This window comes from Rhizobium sp. P32RR-XVIII (assembly GCF_012641395.1).
Lineage (GTDB): Bacteria > Pseudomonadota > Alphaproteobacteria > Rhizobiales > Rhizobiaceae > Rhizobium.
Genome location: NZ_JABAIH010000021.1, coordinates 61,963 through 76,685, shown reverse-complemented (window position 1 = coordinate 76,685; position 14,723 = coordinate 61,963). Strand labels below are relative to the sequence as shown.

The 14,723-nt window shown below is 59.2% G+C and carries 14 protein-coding genes and 6 pseudogenes; 6 read left to right on the top strand and 14 right to left on the bottom strand.

The window, feature by feature from the left end; genetic code table 11:
• Positions 1 to 556 precede the first annotated feature (556 nt).
• The 3 genes and pseudogenes from HGP14_RS30970 (at position 557) to HGP14_RS30960 (ending at position 1,502) form a co-directional block, all read left to right on the top strand.
• Entirely contained in the window at positions 557 to 838 is a 282-nt protein-coding gene (locus HGP14_RS30970; protein ID WP_168833666.1) for a hypothetical protein, read from the top strand.
• Positions 839 to 861: 23 nt separating this feature from the next.
• Positions 862 to 1,008, top strand: a pseudogene (locus HGP14_RS36860) (hypothetical protein); the annotation flags it as partial.
• 50 nt (positions 1,009 to 1,058) lie between these two features.
• Complete coding sequence (locus tag HGP14_RS30960) at positions 1,059 to 1,502, top strand: transposase (protein ID WP_312862229.1); 444 nt, start codon at positions 1,059 to 1,061, stop codon at positions 1,500 to 1,502.
• On the opposite strand, the gene HGP14_RS30955 is transcribed toward HGP14_RS30960, so the two are convergent.
• The 7 genes and pseudogenes from HGP14_RS30955 to HGP14_RS30925 all read right to left on the bottom strand — a co-directional run bounded on the left by HGP14_RS30955 (position 1,499) and on the right by HGP14_RS30925 (position 4,991).
• The gene (locus HGP14_RS30955; protein ID WP_168833663.1) at positions 1,499 to 1,648 is read right to left on the bottom strand and encodes a hypothetical protein; all 150 of its coding nucleotides are present in this window, start codon (positions 1,646 to 1,648) and stop codon (positions 1,499 to 1,501) included. The two genes, HGP14_RS30960 and HGP14_RS30955, sit on opposite strands and share 4 nt — an antisense overlap.
• Before the next feature lie 191 nt (positions 1,649 to 1,839).
• Positions 1,840 to 1,944, bottom strand: a pseudogene (locus tag HGP14_RS30950) (NAD(P)-dependent oxidoreductase); the annotation flags it as partial.
• Entirely contained in the window at positions 1,914 to 2,093 is a 180-nt protein-coding gene (locus HGP14_RS30945) for a hypothetical protein (RefSeq protein ID WP_168833662.1), read from the bottom strand. The gene HGP14_RS30945 and the pseudogene HGP14_RS30950, both read right to left, overlap by 31 nt.
• A 67-nt stretch (positions 2,094 to 2,160) precedes the next feature.
• On the bottom strand, positions 2,161 to 2,967 hold the full coding sequence (locus tag HGP14_RS30940; RefSeq protein WP_168833661.1) for a pyrroline-5-carboxylate reductase: 807 nt from the start codon (positions 2,965 to 2,967) through the stop codon (positions 2,161 to 2,163).
• Between the two features lie 13 nt (positions 2,968 to 2,980).
• A pseudogene (locus HGP14_RS35940) lies at positions 2,981 to 3,129 on the bottom strand (short-chain dehydrogenase); the annotation flags it as partial.
• A 203-nt stretch (positions 3,130 to 3,332) separates the two neighbouring features.
• Positions 3,333 to 3,851, bottom strand: coding sequence for a GNAT family N-acetyltransferase (locus tag HGP14_RS30930; RefSeq protein ID WP_168833660.1), 519 nt, complete (start codon positions 3,849 to 3,851; stop codon positions 3,333 to 3,335).
• 174 nt (positions 3,852 to 4,025) lie between these two features.
• Positions 4,026 to 4,991 (bottom strand): LysR family transcriptional regulator, encoded by a 966-nt coding sequence (locus HGP14_RS30925; RefSeq protein ID WP_168833659.1) that lies wholly within the window; start codon positions 4,989 to 4,991, stop codon positions 4,026 to 4,028.
• Between the two features lie 105 nt (positions 4,992 to 5,096).
• On the opposite strand from HGP14_RS30925, the gene HGP14_RS30920 reads away from it, so the two are divergent.
• Positions 5,097 to 5,615: a DUF4440 domain-containing protein gene (locus HGP14_RS30920; RefSeq protein ID WP_168833658.1), complete on the top strand. Its 519-nt coding sequence runs from the start codon at positions 5,097 to 5,099 to the stop codon at positions 5,613 to 5,615.
• 83 nt (positions 5,616 to 5,698) lie between these two features.
• Here HGP14_RS30920 and HGP14_RS30915 read toward each other — a convergent pair.
• The 7 genes and pseudogenes from HGP14_RS30915 to HGP14_RS35935 all read right to left on the bottom strand — a co-directional run.
• Positions 5,699 to 6,004: pseudogene (locus HGP14_RS30915) on the bottom strand (LysR substrate-binding domain-containing protein); the annotation flags it as partial.
• A gap of 272 nt (positions 6,005 to 6,276) precedes the next feature.
• A complete protein-coding gene (locus HGP14_RS30910; RefSeq protein WP_168833657.1) occupies positions 6,277 to 6,978 on the bottom strand; it encodes a peroxiredoxin-like family protein in 702 nt (233 codons plus the stop codon).
• A 40-nt stretch (positions 6,979 to 7,018) separates the two neighbouring features.
• A complete protein-coding gene (locus tag HGP14_RS30905) occupies positions 7,019 to 7,957 on the bottom strand; it encodes a LysR family transcriptional regulator (RefSeq protein ID WP_168833656.1) in 939 nt (312 codons plus the stop codon).
• An 859-nt stretch (positions 7,958 to 8,816) separates the two neighbouring features.
• The gene (locus tag HGP14_RS30900; protein WP_281408143.1) at positions 8,817 to 9,209 is read right to left on the bottom strand and encodes a response regulator transcription factor; all 393 of its coding nucleotides are present in this window, start codon (positions 9,207 to 9,209) and stop codon (positions 8,817 to 8,819) included.
• Positions 9,210 to 9,273: 64 nt separating this feature from the next.
• Positions 9,274 to 9,921 carry a response regulator gene (locus tag HGP14_RS30895; protein ID WP_312862230.1) on the bottom strand — a complete coding sequence of 216 codons (648 nt, stop codon included), beginning with the start codon at positions 9,919 to 9,921 and terminating at the stop codon, positions 9,274 to 9,276.
• Between the two features lie 175 nt (positions 9,922 to 10,096).
• A complete protein-coding gene (locus HGP14_RS30890; protein WP_168833653.1) occupies positions 10,097 to 11,959 on the bottom strand; it encodes a PAS domain-containing sensor histidine kinase in 1,863 nt (620 codons plus the stop codon).
• Positions 11,960 to 12,483: 524 nt separating this feature from the next.
• Positions 12,484 to 12,798 (bottom strand): annotated as a pseudogene (locus HGP14_RS35935) (transposase); the annotation flags it as partial.
• Here HGP14_RS35935 and HGP14_RS30880 point away from each other — a divergent pair.
• Together HGP14_RS30880 and HGP14_RS30875 are read left to right on the top strand one after the other, a co-directional pair.
• Positions 12,770 to 12,986: pseudogene (locus tag HGP14_RS30880) on the top strand (hypothetical protein); the annotation flags it as partial. The pseudogenes HGP14_RS35935 and HGP14_RS30880 sit on opposite strands and share 29 nt — an antisense overlap.
• A 261-nt stretch (positions 12,987 to 13,247) precedes the next feature.
• Positions 13,248 to 14,711, top strand: coding sequence for an FAD-binding oxidoreductase (locus HGP14_RS30875; protein WP_246704689.1), 1,464 nt, complete (start codon positions 13,248 to 13,250; stop codon positions 14,709 to 14,711).
• Positions 14,712 to 14,723: the final 12 nt, after the last annotated feature.

The following is a 14,723-nucleotide window of genomic DNA, read 5'->3' as shown; positions in this document are numbered from 1 at the left end:
CCGGGCGCTTCTGGGCTTGCGCCCCCCCCTGGCCACGCCCGGGCGGGCCGCGCGGCATTCGTGACCGCGCGCCCGCACGGGTCTGGCCGCCGGACGCTCACGACCGCGCCAGAGCTCTGTAGCCAGCTTGGTTTGGATGACGCTACCAACTGGGTCCGCTAAACGCTGAGTGACCATCTAATCACCCGTTTCGGCCAAGGCTGGAAAGTCCTCGATTGTTCTTGCGAACGCTTGAACCATCAATTCGTACACTCCCCCAGAAGGCCTTCCCGTACGCCCGCCTCATCGCTGTGAGGCCTTTCTTGTTCCGGACTCTGCCAAAGTTCGATATCTCAAAAAGCCCGAAGTTTGGCGCCCGCAGGCTGCTAGGTCGGTTGGTGGCGGTTGCTACACAATTGCGGAAGAGTGCGTAGCCAAGGTGGCTGCCGGAATCGCGATGCACCGTACGCGCAACAGCCATGACTTGCATGACGCGCGATAGATCGCCACCTGTGATCCACCGCCGCCAGAATTCATCAGCCGCGCCGCGCCCAGTTGCCTGCGCAAGGAGATCATCATGCACGGCATATCGAAGACCTTAAATGAAATGACGCTCGTCGAACGCGTCAGCCTTCTTGAGAATGTCGCGGATGCTTTAGAGGCATCCGCCGATGAAGCGGAGGGAGATGGCGACGCCCGTTTCGTCGAAAACTCCATGTGCGTCGTAAACACTATCCGCGGCTTGTCGGCCGATCTCGGGGGGCGCGATCTCGCCGCCGCCGAGCTGCTGCTCGAGCAGGGCATCATGATGGTGCTCCAGTTCACAAATCGGAAGTCTGGAAAGATCGCGTTACATTGAGAAGGAGGGGATCACACCTCAACATGCTTGGAATACCAGCCCGCATAGACTGTTGGGATCTCGATCCTGAGAAGGTCTGGTCGCTCACCGAGGACGACGCCTATGGCCTGCCCGTAGACTTCCGCTGGGCCGACAACAGCGGCAAGCCTTGTTGCCGCCGCTGCGGCTGCCTGGAGCCGTATAGCGTCCGACGTCGCCGCTTTCGATGCTCGGAGCCGGAGTGCCGCGCCGAGTTCTCGGTGACATCCGGGACGGTCTTCGCCAACCGAAAGCTCTCTTTCAAGAAGATCATCATGGTGGTCCGGAAGAGATCACGGCCGCCAAGGGCATGGCGGCGCTCCATCTGAGCCGCAAGCTCAACGTTCAGTACAAGACGGCATACGTCCTGCTGCAAAAGCTGCGCGAGGCCGTCGGCCTCCGACGTGACGCGATCAAGCTACACTGGCTGGTGCAGATCGATGGCAAGAATGTCGGCGGCGTTCTCCGCAAGGCGAACAGGAAGGAAGAGCGCAAGGACGGCCGCAAGAAGGAGAACCAGAACGGCAAGCGCATGTGCGTTCTGGCGCTGAGGGAGGCCAACCGACATGCTCCGAACAGGACGCTGACGCGGGTGATCATGGACGAGAACGGCAAGGAGGCCCGAGCACAGCAATGCCCGTGTTAATGACGCTTGAAGTACTGCACTTCGCGCTCGTGTTTTTCTGCTTCCTCGCGTGATTTGAATGTGCCGAGATTTCTGCGCTTATGGGTGTTCGGGTCGACCTTACGCGAGTAGAGACGATACTCGCCAGACTTCAGTTTACGGATCATGGCAACCTCCATTTCAGCCATAAATCTTATCGGGCGAGGTTGGTTCCAAACGTTCACAGGAAGCCGGTTCAAGAACGTGCGCCCGAGCAGCCAGCGGAGGCTCTCCTCCGTGAGCGGACACCGCCACTATCACGCCATCGACGGGAGCGGGGAGCTTTCGCCTTGCCCGCTCGTCGCGTCTCCACAACGTGCTACAAAATCGGCTTGCCGCCAGTGACCGCGATCGTCGCACCCGACACGTAGCTGGACAGCGGATCGGCCAGCATCACATAGGCTGTCGCAGGCTCCGCCGGCCGGCGGTGACTTCCTGCAGATCGCCAGAGCCGCTGGCTCCGAAGCCGTTTCGCTCGCCAACGAGCCCGCCTCGACAGACGCCTTCACCTCGGTCGCGTTGCTGCATCACGATCTCGACGTCGAAGAGCAGCTCCCGCGCACGGCGCTGCATTCTACATCGGTGCGCCCGGCAGCACCGGACGCGCCGCGTCGAGTGCCTTAGAAGCGCCCCGCGGACTTCAACAAGGCTTGCCTTCTACAGGACCAATGCGAGCAAGAACTCGACCAAGAGCCTGTTGCAGCGCCGCCATCCCACCAAAACTGCGGAAGTCCTCGAGTACCTGTTCGTTCAACCCGCCCTTGGTCGAATGCTCGCCAACAAGTTCATCGAAGCTCGCGGCGGGCTTTGAACGGGCGGCATGGGCGAGGCCGGAAAACAACTGACGGAGGTAGGCGTCGCCGGCGGCCCTCGGAAGCCCCTGGCTCTCCAGCCAGGTCGACGTCGCGTCCAGGATGCCGAAATAGGCGCCCATCATGGAGCTCACCACCGCGAGAAGATCGAACTCACGTTTGCTTTCAACCTGGACCGCCGTTCCGAGCGCCGAGAAGACGGCATTTGAAACCTCGTCGGGCGGGTGGATCGCGGTCGCGCCCTGGAGATCGGCGACGAACGGAAGCGGAATTGCCTGGCTCAGCCGAAGAGGCTGATCGATCCACGCCAGCAGGCGATCGAGTGGCATGGCCGCGACAAAGCTAATGACATGGTGGCTCGGCCGAAATCGGAGCGCGCGGACGACCTCCTCGGCAATCTGCGGCCTCACCGCCACGAATACGAGATCGGATCGGTCGAGGACATCCTGGTTGCCCAAAGCGATCGATACGTTCTGGTTCGCCTCTGCGAGGCGAGCGGCGACGCTTTCGCTACGAGGTGACACCACGATCGGAGTGTCGCGAAACCTCGTTTTGCCCAGCCCGGTAACGACAGCCTCCGTAATCGTCCCCGTCCCGACGAACCCGAGTGTCATCCGCTTCGCATCGATCTCCATTTTGCACCCCCTGTGCAACTGCTTGCGCCCCCACGATCTCGACGAGGGAACCGCACATGAATTCCGCCTCATTCGGTACCAGGAAGGCAACGAGCGCTGCTACTTCTTCCGGCTTCCAATACGCCCGAAGGGCACCAGCTTGTCCAGATCGGCGACCGTCCGGCTCAGGACGTTGCGTTACAATAACATAACCATCTCATGTCCGCTTCGGGCGGGAAGCACTCATGGCATCGTTTCCGCATTGCGCCAGCAGCGAACTTGTGCCAGCGCCATCAAACGCGCCCACCATGAAGCAGACTCGGCATCGTTCTACGACCGTGCTCCGCCCTGCACCTGGGCGAGGACTAATCGAGAGGATGACGGAGCTACCCCGCCAGAGGGGCTTCCATAAAGACGAGATGGTTGCGCAGTTCAGGAGGGGCTTCGTAGTAAGGGGCGATCTCCTGGAATCCGAGAGACCGGTAGAGGCTTAGCGCCTCATCGTGGTTGCGGCCGGTATCCAGCCGCATGGTCGTGTAGCCCCGCTCAGCGGCCACGCGCACGATGTTCTCGGCGAGACGGCGGCCGAGCCCTAAGCCTCGGCCTTCAGGGCTGATGAACATCCGCTTCATTTCGCATGTGAGTTCATCGATCTGTTGCATCATAACACAGCCGACCACTTTTCCGTTCAGGCGGGCAACAAGGATCTCCCCGTCTGGAGGCGAATGGATCCTCGGCAGGCTGTCCAGGAGTGCCGACCAAGCTTCCGGCGTGTAGTAGCGGTCGACGAACCAAGCGTTTTCGCCATAGCGCGACCGGCACCAGTCGATGAAGCCGTTGCACAAGGCTCGAATGGCAGGGAAGTCGTCAGGTTTGGCTGGGCCGATCTCCGAGTTCTGTTTCATCTCTGCGCCCCACTCACGAATTCTGCGTCGTCTAGACGGCCAAGCTTCTGATCATGGACCTGTTGTCTTTCCCTCGCAAGACGAGCAGACGGCGGCCTTGTGGGCGATTCATCCGCCAGCATTCAGTCCGTGCCGCCTGTCCGCGTTGGGCCGGAAGCGGCCATACCAGTCAGGTCAAAGCAGCCCTGGAGGAGGGTCAACCTCACAGACCGACGAAAGCATTCCGAACAGCCAGCTCAGGCCGGCGTCCATCATCGCTGCGCGCGGCGCCACCGCGCTCAGCTTGAAACGCGGCAGCGGCAAAGGAGCATTGACCGTCGTTAGGCCAAAGCGTGGGGCGAAAATTGTCGCGAAGCGGCGGGGGATTGCGACGAGCATGTCACTCTCGCCGGCGATGGCGAGCGCGAGCATGAAGTTCGGCACCGTGAGGACGGTCCGCCTGCTGTGCCCGTGCTGTTCGAGCACCGTGTCGACGAAGCCGTGCGGATCGCCGCTCAGCGAAACCACCAGATGGCGCATTTCGACATAGCGGTCGAGTTTCGCGTCCTGCGCGAAGGGATGACCAGCGCGCATGGCGATGACGAAATCCTCTTCGTAGAGCGTGAGGCAATGAAAGCGCGCCGGAATTTCATCGGCGGGGACGACCGCGATGTCCATGGCGCGGGACTCCACATCGGCAAACGCGTTGCGCCAGACCCGCGCCAGTGAACTCTCGCCCGGCTCCGGCAGCAACTGGCGTATGCTGATTTCGACATGCGGCGCCGATCTTTCCAATCCGGCAAGGAGCGGAGACAGGAAGACGGCGGAAACACCGTCCGGCGCGCCGAGGGTGAAACGGCGGCTCGACGTTGCCGGCTCAAATGGCTCGGCCGTCGTAATCACACTTCGCACCCTGGCAAGTATCTCGGCAATCGGCGCTGCCAGCTCCATTGCGCGGGCCGTCGCCACCACGCCTTTGGGCGTCCTGACGAAAAGCGGATCGTTGAGCATTCGTCGTAGCCGTCCAAGTCCGTGGCTGACCGCTGATGGCGAAATGTTCAGCCGATCGGCCGCGCGGCCGACATGCCTCTCCTCAACGACCGCTTCGAAAAGTACGAGGAGATTGAGATCGGCGCGCGAAAGATCAGTTTCATTCAGCATATTGTTGAAATCATATCATTGGATTCAGCAAGGCGAAACTGGCATCTCCGAAGGACACAGGCGCTGCAGGCGCTTTCCCGAACTCAAATCCGGAAAGGAAATGTCATGTCACCTTCACGACGGTCTCTTCGTGCTACCGGTGCGACCAGTCCTGTATCCCTTACCGCAACCGCACGTGACGGCCAGGCGGATACGGCGGCATCCGATCTCGCCCGGATATCCGAGGAGGCCAATGCCGCGCTGATGCGCGGCGATGTCGCCATCTACCGGGCGCTTGTACCGCGCACGCAGGACTTCACGCTGATGTCGCCGTTCGGCGGCACGCCATCGCGGGAGGCTGACATTACCGAGAAGATCTGGGATGGCATGAGCCGGTTCTTCCGGAATGGCACGCTGAAACAGGAGATCGTTCAGACTTATGCCGGCACCGACATGATCGTGCTGGCCGTCATCGAGCGCGCCCATGTCGAAGTCGGCGGCCTGCCCGCACAGGATTGGGCGCTGCGCGTGACCCTCGTCTATCGGCGCGCGGGCAGGCGGTGGCTGCTTGCGCATCGCCATGCCGATCCGCTTAGCCATGCCGTTACCTTGCAGCAGTCGGCGGCGCTTGCGCGCGGTGCATAGGGACGCGGCTCAGGAGTGGCCTGAGCGTTCGAGCATCCTGATGGCCGCTCTGCGCCAACAGCGGCCATAAGGCTTGGGGATCATCAAAGACTTTTCTCTCGAAGAGCCTCCGCGATCACCGAAAACGCGGGAAGATTCTGCCGACGGCTTGGATAGTAAAGATAATAGCCCGCGAACTTGGGTGTCCAGTCATCGAGGATGAGCTGGAGACGCCGTTCCGCGACATGCCTTTCGACATAGCTTTCCGGCACGAAGGCGACGCCATATCCTTGAAGGGCTGCGTCCACCATCTCACGATCAGTGTTGAAGATGAGCTGGCCCTCCACCCTCACTCGGACCTCCTCGTTGTTCTTTTCGAACTCCCAGCCGTAGAGCCTGCCCACCCGGTCGTGATCAGAAAACCATACTCAGAGGTGGCTCACTTCTCGGTGGAAAAACCGGCTCAGCTCCGCATGGAAATCAACACGAAAACAGCCAGATAGAAGCCCGAGGCAACCTGGAACGTGTAGAAGTCCATCTGCCGGGATCTCCATCGCCAGGCCCAGGCCACTTCCTATCTGAGTGCACCATGCGTCGCGGCGGGGCACTCCGAATTCTGCCTCTCGCGACAGCATGTGCCATCGCTGGCATTGAGAACCTCTAATTGGAGCGTTAGCAGTTATCACCAAGAGTGCGCTGAATTCTCGCCGCTCCGAGGGGCAAGTTCGCGCACTTTGTTGAGGATGTCGGGCGGCTCTTGGCGGATCGTAAAATCGGGCTCGACGAAGGCACTTCTGACGACGCCGTCTTGATCGATTACGAAAGTCGCCGGGATTGGCAGCATCCACTCAGTCGATCCATGGCGGTGCCCGAAGTCGTAACCCTGCCCCGCGTAGTGCGCCTTGGTTTCCTCAGGGACACGAAACAAGACACCGTAAGATATCGCCACGCCGTGGTCGACGTCCGCCAGCATCGTCAGGTCGAGGTTCAACTGCCGTTTCAGCTGCCTTGGCAGATCACGGGTCTCGGGAGACACCACGACAAGATTTGCTTTTAGACTATCAAATTCAGCCTTGACCGCTTGAAGAGCGCGAAGCTCTGCGTTGCAGAATGGGCACCATCCCCCCCGGTAGAAGCTAACCACCAGCGGCCCTTCACCACGAAGCTGTTCGGACGAATGAAGTCGTCCGTGTGCATCGGGTAGAAGAAAATCTGGCGCCGTGTCGCCAACCTGCAATGCGTGCGACGCGATGTCTGCCTTGCGGAGCCAATCGACGAGAAAGAGGTAGGATTCTCGGTCGGCGTCACTGAACCCGGCCATGAGCTCGTTACGGACTTGATTGAGGGTCTTGGTTAAGTGGTCAGACATCAATTCGACGGTCATCAGTATACCGGGTATCTTAAGAAATGGGCAATATGTGGACTCATGCGGACATACCGGTCGCTTCGAGGTGGCTGTGACCCTCAGTTTGGAGAGGCGATCCCGTGTGAAGAGACCAGTCGCGCAACCGCGCGACCTTTACGAAGGCGTCAAGCGCTGGCGAGTAGCGTCGGCCCTGCACCGCAAGAAGCCGGACCTGTCGCCATACCGGGTCACCCTCAATCGGAAGCGCCTTTAGCGAGGGTAATCGGGGCATATGCTCGGGAGCGAGGACTATTCCAAACCCCGCCGCTGCCAAATGTTGCAGGTGCAAGTCCCGGCAGCTTCGATGATTGTGATGCGGCGGCGCGTCGGGAAAGCAGAGACGGCGAAATTTCCGAGCCACGTCACAGTAGGAGCGATTCAGGATAGCGGCTTCGCGAAGCGCTTCGATTCCGATCGCCGGAAGGTCGGCAAGTTCATGCGACGGGGCGAGAACCGCGACATAGCGCTCTTCGAACAGCGCCCAATCGTCAATCCTTTCTGGCCTCTCGTCGAGATCACCAACCAAGGCGACATTTACTTCGCCCTCTAAGAGGAGCTCGACAAGGCGGCTTGGCTGCTCTTCCCGAAGCTCGACATGGAGGCCGGGGACGAATTTGCGAATCTCAGCGATGGGCTCGACAACGAGCGAAGCGGAAATGGATGGGGCGAGACCGATCGTTAAGGGAGCCACTTCCTTTTGCTGAAATTCACGCGCTCGGCGTCGAACAGCCTCAGTCGATGCAAGTGCGCGCTCAAGCATGGGCAGCACCGCCTTGCCCAAGTCAGTGAGGTGAGTAAGTTGACGTTCTCGGTAGATGAGCTCGCCCCCAAGTTCCTGCTCCAGCTTTTGCACGCCCTTGGTCAGCGCCGGTTGCGTCACGTTACACATCTCCGCCGCACGCGTGAAATTCATCGTGTTTGCAAGGGCCAGAAAGTACCGAACCTGATGGAGTTCCATTGGTGTTCACCGTCTCCTATTCAAGTCGCTGATGAGGACATGTAATCGCGTTGGCGAAACCGCAGGAAGCATTTGCCGCTCCGCATGCACGAAAATGTGCTTGTGATCAGGGCCAACTCGCATCCCTTGTCGAGGCCCCGCGGCGAGGGTGGGAGAATTTGAGGTGATATTGACAACGCCCCGCGACGCTGCCCTGGTGGAATTGCATGTGTCGTTGACTAGCATCCTGGAAACCTCCACCTTTCGATGCAGTCTTTATTCATGAAAACTTGGCGGTTGGAAATTATACAGTGGTTTGCTTTAACTACCCCTTAGAAAAGGGGTTGTTGCAGTCGCCCCACTCCACTGAACTTGGATGGCCGCATTCGTGGGCGGATCGGATGAGTACTTCTTCCGGTCACACTGGCCTCGGGGGTATCTTCCGGACGGCGTTTTAACGTTCTCAGCCGCGGAATTCTTCCGCATCCGCGACATTAATAGCGACTGTCACTCGCTCGACCAAAGGAGAGCGTCGAACGCTGGCGCTGTCTTGGAAGTCAGACTGGTCACGTCGATTCCTAAATAATCGAGCGGAAATTGCCGCGTACGAAATGCGCCGGATCCTCGCGTGCAAGCACGTCGCCTTGACGTTGCCGAACGGCGTCTGGGGTTTCTTGATGATGCCAAGGGCAAAAAAGCTCGCTGATCGACTCCTTCACGGACGTGATGTCCTGGCCGCGCGCGTCCCTGCTATCATGATCTCGAGGTTCTCGACATCTGGCGCCGACATTTCCTTCAACATCGATTCCGACGCCGCCGGCAAGTTCAAGCCCGACCAAAATTTGCCTACGCATAGCGTCGCGACCTGACACTTTTCAGATCAGTCAAACCGACATCCGAGGGCATCCTGAATACAGGCGATCAGCTGCGCGCTATCGATCGGCTTCTCGATCAATGGGAAATGCTCGCCGAGGCGGCGTGCATCGTTCGCGCGCTCAGGGAAGGCCGTCATGATGATGACGGGCACGACATCTGCCTGGTCGTTCAAGAAGCGCCTCAGCTCGAGGCCGCTGGTCCCGGGCATCTGGAGATCAGAAACGATGCAGTCGAAGCTGTTTGCGCCAGCCACGAGCAGCGCATCAGCAGACTCAAATGCCGCAGTCCGAATGCCGAACGAGCGCAGCAAGCCGGCTATCGAGGTTCGGACAAGCTCATCGTCGTCGACGATCGCGATGGCGATACTCGCGCTCAAGGGGTTCCTTTCAGGAAGCATGGAAATACGGCTTGCAGTTTAACGTCGATGAGAGGCGCGACAATCGAACGTGTGTTTGCCCGGCCTATACTGGAGTATGGTTTTGGAGGGTGCCTCGCTCGAGCGCTTCCATCATCCTGATGACCTGTGCGAGTGTCTGAGCGCACATCTTGCGCATCGCGCTCCCGCGATGAAGCTTGACCGTTATCTCGCTTAACCCGAGCTCGCTTGCCACTTGCTTATTGAGGAGCCCGGACGAGACCAATTGCAGAACTTCGCGCTCGCGCGATGTCAGCGATTCGTATCGCGCACGGAGGGATTCGAGCTCGATCTCCAGCTCCTTCAACCGAATATCCTCGAGCAACGCGCATGCGATCGCGTCCATTAGATCCTGGTCGCGGAACGGTTTCGATAGGAAGTCCACCGCACCAGCCTTCATCGCCCGCACCGACATCGGTATGTCTCCATGGCCCGTTATAAACAGGATGGGCACGCGCTCTCCGCGCTTGGCGAGTTCGGCTTGAAGGTCGAGCCCACTCACGAGGGGCAGTCGCACGTCCGCAACCAGGCAGCGAACGCCCTCAGGCAGGGGCTTTGACAAGAGCTCGACCGCACTTGCGTAAAGAGCGGACCGATATCCCGCGGATCTGACAAGGCCATCGATGGACTTTAGGACCAGCTCATCGTCGTCAACGATGAGTACGATCGGCGCGGCGCTAGAGCTCGGTTGCATGGCGGACGTGTTCGACATTACGCGCAATCTCAGCCCCATCGCTCGCAGGGTTGGTATTCTCGAACTTGCCAATAAAACGGCGTTTTTCGACTTAACCTAAGCCTGGAGCGCCGCCTACTGAACATTTGTATAGTTTGAGAAACGAAGGTCTTGGTCATGATGGTCACCACGGACATCAACTAGGCTCGATCGGAAGCGCGAATCCTACAGTCGCCCCACCGGCCGCATTTGCGCCGGCGAACATCCGGCCACCATGCGATTCGGCGATGGACCGGCAGATCGACAGCCCCATTCCCATGCCGTCGTTTTTCGTTGTGAAGAATGGTTCGAAGATGTTCGCCAGATGCGCCTCATCGATCCCGAGCCCGTCGTCGCTGACACGAAGCGTGACGCAGGCCTCATCGCCCGCGGTTTCGATTGCGATTCGACGTTCGCCCGCATCCGATTTCCTCGGGGCCTGCAGTCCGTTCGCCAGGAGATTGATGACGACCTGCTGAATCTGCACGGGATCCGCGAAAATTGCTGGAAGGTCGTCCGCCAAGTCGAGACTGACCGAACCCCGATGGTGATTGATAAGCGAACGCAGCAGCGGCAAGGTGCTCCTCACCAAGTCGTTCAGGTCGAACTTGGTCGGAGCCGGGTCCTTACGGGTGAAGATCGCTCGAAGCTGCCGAACGACATCGCTGACGCGTCGGGCACCGACGACGACTCGCTCAATCGCCTCTCTCGCCTCCGCGATGTCTGGTTCGGCGCGATTGAGCCAGCGCAGACATGCCTCGCCGTTGGTGAGGATTCCGGAAAGGGGTTGATTGATCTCGTGCGCGATCGACGCGGTCAACTCCGCCATCGTCGCGATGCGTGTGACGCGAGTAAGTTCAGCCTGGGCGCGATGTATTTCCTGTTCGGCCATCTTCGCTGAGGTGACGTCCATGATGACGCCGACGGCGTTCAGCTCGTCCTCACCCGGCGCCGGCTTGACCAACACTCGCAAGTACTTGATCCGACCGTCGGGGAAGGAAAGTCGGTGCTCGAATTCCACGGCGCTTTCGTTGCGCTTTATGTGTTCAAGCTTGTCCCGAACGAGGTCGATATCGTCGGGATGAACACGCTGGAGATATGGCTCGAACCCTGGCGTCACTTCCCTGTCAAACTCCAGAATCCGGTAGGCTCCGTCCGACCAGTGATGCTCACCGGTCCGAAGGTTTGCGCCAACGCTGCCCGACTTGTTGATTAGCTGGCCTTGGCGCAGAAATGCTTCATTCCGGCGGAGCTGGTGTTCAGCACGCTTTCTGTCCTCGATGTCAAAGGTCGCGCCATACCACTGAACAACATTCCCGTTCTCGTCGCGGCGAGGTGTGGCAATGGAGAGATACCAACGATATCCGGTCTCGGGGGAGCCTGCGCGGAACTCGTACATTCCATCAGCGTCGGTTCCGATGTGGTTGGCCCAGTAGCTTACGATGCCATCGCGATCATCGGGATGAACCGAGTCCTTCCATCCCCCGCCAATGATGGTGGCGAGTGTTTGACCCCAGCGCGCGAGATATCGTTCGTTCGCATAGTCCATCTCGCCGGCCGCCGTCGTGCGCCAAATCATGGTAGGCATGTTTTGGAGCATCATGCGGATGTCTGCCGAATCCGCATCTCGTGCAGCTTCGGAAGCCTTGCGTTCGTTGATCGGAAGCGCGACGAGAGTCTTCGACGAGCAGGGGAGATGGGCGTCGGTGGGGAGGGCGACGTTGACTAGAAACCAATGATACTGACCATTTCGATCCTGAATCCGGATGTCGACCGAGCGCGAGTCCTCTTCCGAGCCGGCGGCATGGCCGAGGGTCTCGCGATCCTCCTCATGCACCGCGTTCAGCCACGCGTCGCCTAGGAGGTCTGCAGGGGCGATTCCAGTGAAGAGCTCCCAGGCGCGATTGAATCTGCGCCCGCCGCGCTCGAGATCGATCTCGCAGATTAATGCCGGGACGCTGTCGCACCCAAAGCCGGTATGGGGCGAGTCGCTCCCCAACGCGGATCGCGCCTCACTCATGTCCGATACATCTCTCTCGCGCCAGCCGGCGCAGCGTTGAATCACCTATCATCGCGAATTAACTTCGCAGGCTTGAATGGAAGGCACCGTAATTCCGGTGAACTCCCACTCGGGTTGCTTTGAATTTCGATGCCCGCGCGTCGCACTGGTCCGTGATTAGTGTCAAAGCAACGGGCGAGGGTTGCCTCAGCCGAAGCTTCCTTCGAGTGCGTGGCGCGCAAAATAACCACTTCGTCCCAGAGGTGCTAGATCGTGAAAATGAGTTTGAGTTATTCATCCGGATGATGAATGACCCACAGTGCCTCATATCCGTATTCGCGTCCGGCGCTCAATGTGTCATGTCACTCTCGATGTGCCAGGTCACTTTGGTATAGATCAAGCGCCAGAGCTTCCGGTGTGATGTAGCGGTGCTGTGTCAAGGACGACCAATGCGTCGTTCATCGCTGCCGTACCTTGGCGCTCCAGTTGCGTTATACTCCTCGTGTGCCGCTGATACAATGAGTCTGGCTATGCGACGTCTTTGATCACGAGCTTCCTTCCGTTGAATTCCACGGCCTCGCCAGCCCGTGCTCCTTCAATTGCCTCGAAAAATCGGGGCCGTCGTGGAAATCCCCATGACCTCTCGACCATCGCATGTGAATTTGCTGGTGGAGAGGGCTATGACGAAATATCGTGATGGCCTGAGGCCTGACTGCCCGCTCAACGATGTTGGAGTCGAGCTCGACGCGACCGTCTGTCAGAAAACGTTCGAAGATATCGCGACGGGAGATCGCATAACGAAGAGCCTCGGCGAGTTTTGACTCGCCGGAGACACGCGGAAGGGTTGCCTGCCAGCGCGTCGGCGGTTCTGTCGAGGAAATCCGCCCAGGAGATGTCGTGTGGTTTGAACCCGGCGAGAGGCACTCCGAACAACGTCATGAGCCACATCGCCATTCAAGAGAACCTTGATGGCAAGGTCGTCGACTGGATGGAGCAGGTCACCAACGAGCAATATGAGGCTTGGCAACAACCCATAGCGCGAACGTGACGCTGTTATATGAGGATGTCGGGACGAAGATAGATCATCTTGTGAGGTAAGAAAGAGCGGGGTTCGCAGTGACCGCAATGGGCCGGCAGCGGACACTTGGCTCTGATTGCGCCAGCTTCGTGCACAAAACAACCACACATTACCTTCATTAATGAAAATTCCTCGCCTTCACCTTCAGGGTATCGATGTGCAGGTCGGGAATGAAGATGCTTCGTCCACCGCCTTCAACCGATCGAAACGCGTTGTCACTTTTCGGTTGGCTTGGTTCGTGATAAATTTAACGCCCCACTTCGATGCCGACCATCTGCTAAGCCATTGATAATCCTAGGAGGAAAGATCATGCGCGATGAGGATGTGACAAAATTCGCTGGAACAATTCGCGGCAGTGTCATTCAACGCGGTGATGCTGAGTATGAAGAGGCCCGCAAGCTTTACAATGGCATGATCGACAAGCACCCATTGATGATTGCTCGCTGCGCTGACGTTGCTGATGTGATTTCTGCGGTGAGTTTTGGTCGAGACAACGAGCTGCTCGTCGCCATCCGCGGTGGCGGCCACAACGGCCCTGGCCTTGGCAGCTGCGATGATGGGTTGGTCATCGATCTATCGACAATGAAAGGTGTGCGCGTTGACCCGTCAACCCGGACTGTGCGGGTAGGCCCCGGCTGTACCTCAGGTGATGTTGACCACGCCACCCATGCCTTTGGGCTCGCTGTCCCTTTCGGCATCGTTTCCACAACCGGGGTCGCTGGGCTGACACTTGGCGGCGGCTCGGGCTATCTGACGCGGAAGTATGGCCTCACCATTGACAACCTGCTTGAAGCTGACGTGGTTTTGGCCGATGGCAGCTTCATTACAGCGAGTAAGAAGGAGAACCCGGATCTGTTCTGGGCCCTTCGAGGCGGCGGTGGCAATTTTGGGGTGGTGACGAGTTTTCTGTTCCAGGCCCATCCGGTAAAGATGGTATTTGCCGGGCCGATTTTCTGGGACGCCGCGCTCCACGGCAAGGAAATCATGCGTGCGTATCGCGACTTCCTGCCGAAGTCGCCCGAAGAGCTCGGTGTTTTTGTCGGGCTGAAGACGGTGCCGTCGATGGACCCGTTCCCGCGCGAGGCGTGGGGCAAGCGGGCCTGCGCCATAATCTCCAGCTTTAACGGGACCGAAGAGGATGGCAGACGCGCGCTGGCGCCGCTCCTCGACAAGCTTCCGGCGCCCTTCTTCAATTGGATGGGGGTGATGCCGTTCCCGGCTATGCAGGGGTTATTCGACCCGTTTTTTCCGAAGGGCCTGCAATGGTATTGGAAGGGCGATTTCGTGAAGGACTTGCCGGACGCGGCAATCGATACCTACATCTCGGAGTCGGCAAAGGCGCCGAGCGAACTATCGCTGATGCATCTCTACCCAATCGATGGCGCCGTTCGCCGTGTCAGAAGTGACGAGACGGCTTGGGGGGCGAGGGATGCCAACTGGTCAATGGTGATCGCGGGGATCGATTCCAATCCGCAGCAGGCAGGGGCCCTGACGCGCTGGGGCCGGGCCTACTGGGAGGCGGTCCACAAATTCAATCCCGGCGGCGCCTATGTCAATTTCATGATGGACGACGAGGGCGAAGCGCGCGTGATGGCGAGTTATGGTGACAACTACCCGAGGCTAGCTGCGATCAAGAAGAAATACGATCCTGCCAATCTCTTCCGAGTTAACCAAAATATTCGACCAGTCGCCTAAACCAAGACAGGC

Excerpts from the sequence above, each read along its gene's own strand:
- HGP14_RS30905 (WP_168833656.1), bottom strand. The coding sequence starts at position 7,957 with ATGGAACTCCATCAGGTTCGGTACTTTCTGGCCCTTGCAAACACGATG.
- HGP14_RS30930 (WP_168833660.1), bottom strand. The coding sequence starts at position 3,851 with ATGAAACAGAACTCGGAGATCGGCCCAGCCAAACCTGACGACTTCCCT.
- HGP14_RS30900 (WP_281408143.1), bottom strand. The coding sequence starts at position 9,209 with ATGCTTCCTGAAAGGAACCCCTTGAGCGCGAGTATCGCCATCGCGATC.
- HGP14_RS30940 (WP_168833661.1), bottom strand. The coding sequence starts at position 2,967 with ATGGAGATCGATGCGAAGCGGATGACACTCGGGTTCGTCGGGACGGGG.
- HGP14_RS30970 (WP_168833666.1), top strand. The coding sequence starts at position 557 with ATGCACGGCATATCGAAGACCTTAAATGAAATGACGCTCGTCGAACGC.
- HGP14_RS30890 (WP_168833653.1), bottom strand. The coding sequence starts at position 11,959 with ATGAGTGAGGCGCGATCCGCGTTGGGGAGCGACTCGCCCCATACCGGC.
- HGP14_RS30910 (WP_168833657.1), bottom strand. The coding sequence starts at position 6,978 with ATGACCGTCGAATTGATGTCTGACCACTTAACCAAGACCCTCAATCAA.
- HGP14_RS30925 (WP_168833659.1), bottom strand. The coding sequence starts at position 4,991 with ATGCTGAATGAAACTGATCTTTCGCGCGCCGATCTCAATCTCCTCGTA.
- HGP14_RS30955 (WP_168833663.1), bottom strand. The coding sequence starts at position 1,648 with ATGATCCGTAAACTGAAGTCTGGCGAGTATCGTCTCTACTCGCGTAAG.
- HGP14_RS30945 (WP_168833662.1), bottom strand. The coding sequence starts at position 2,093 with ATGCAGCGCCGTGCGCGGGAGCTGCTCTTCGACGTCGAGATCGTGATG.
- HGP14_RS30920 (WP_168833658.1), top strand. The coding sequence starts at position 5,097 with ATGTCACCTTCACGACGGTCTCTTCGTGCTACCGGTGCGACCAGTCCT.
- HGP14_RS30895 (WP_312862230.1), bottom strand. The coding sequence starts at position 9,921 with ATGCAACCGAGCTCTAGCGCCGCGCCGATCGTACTCATCGTTGACGAC.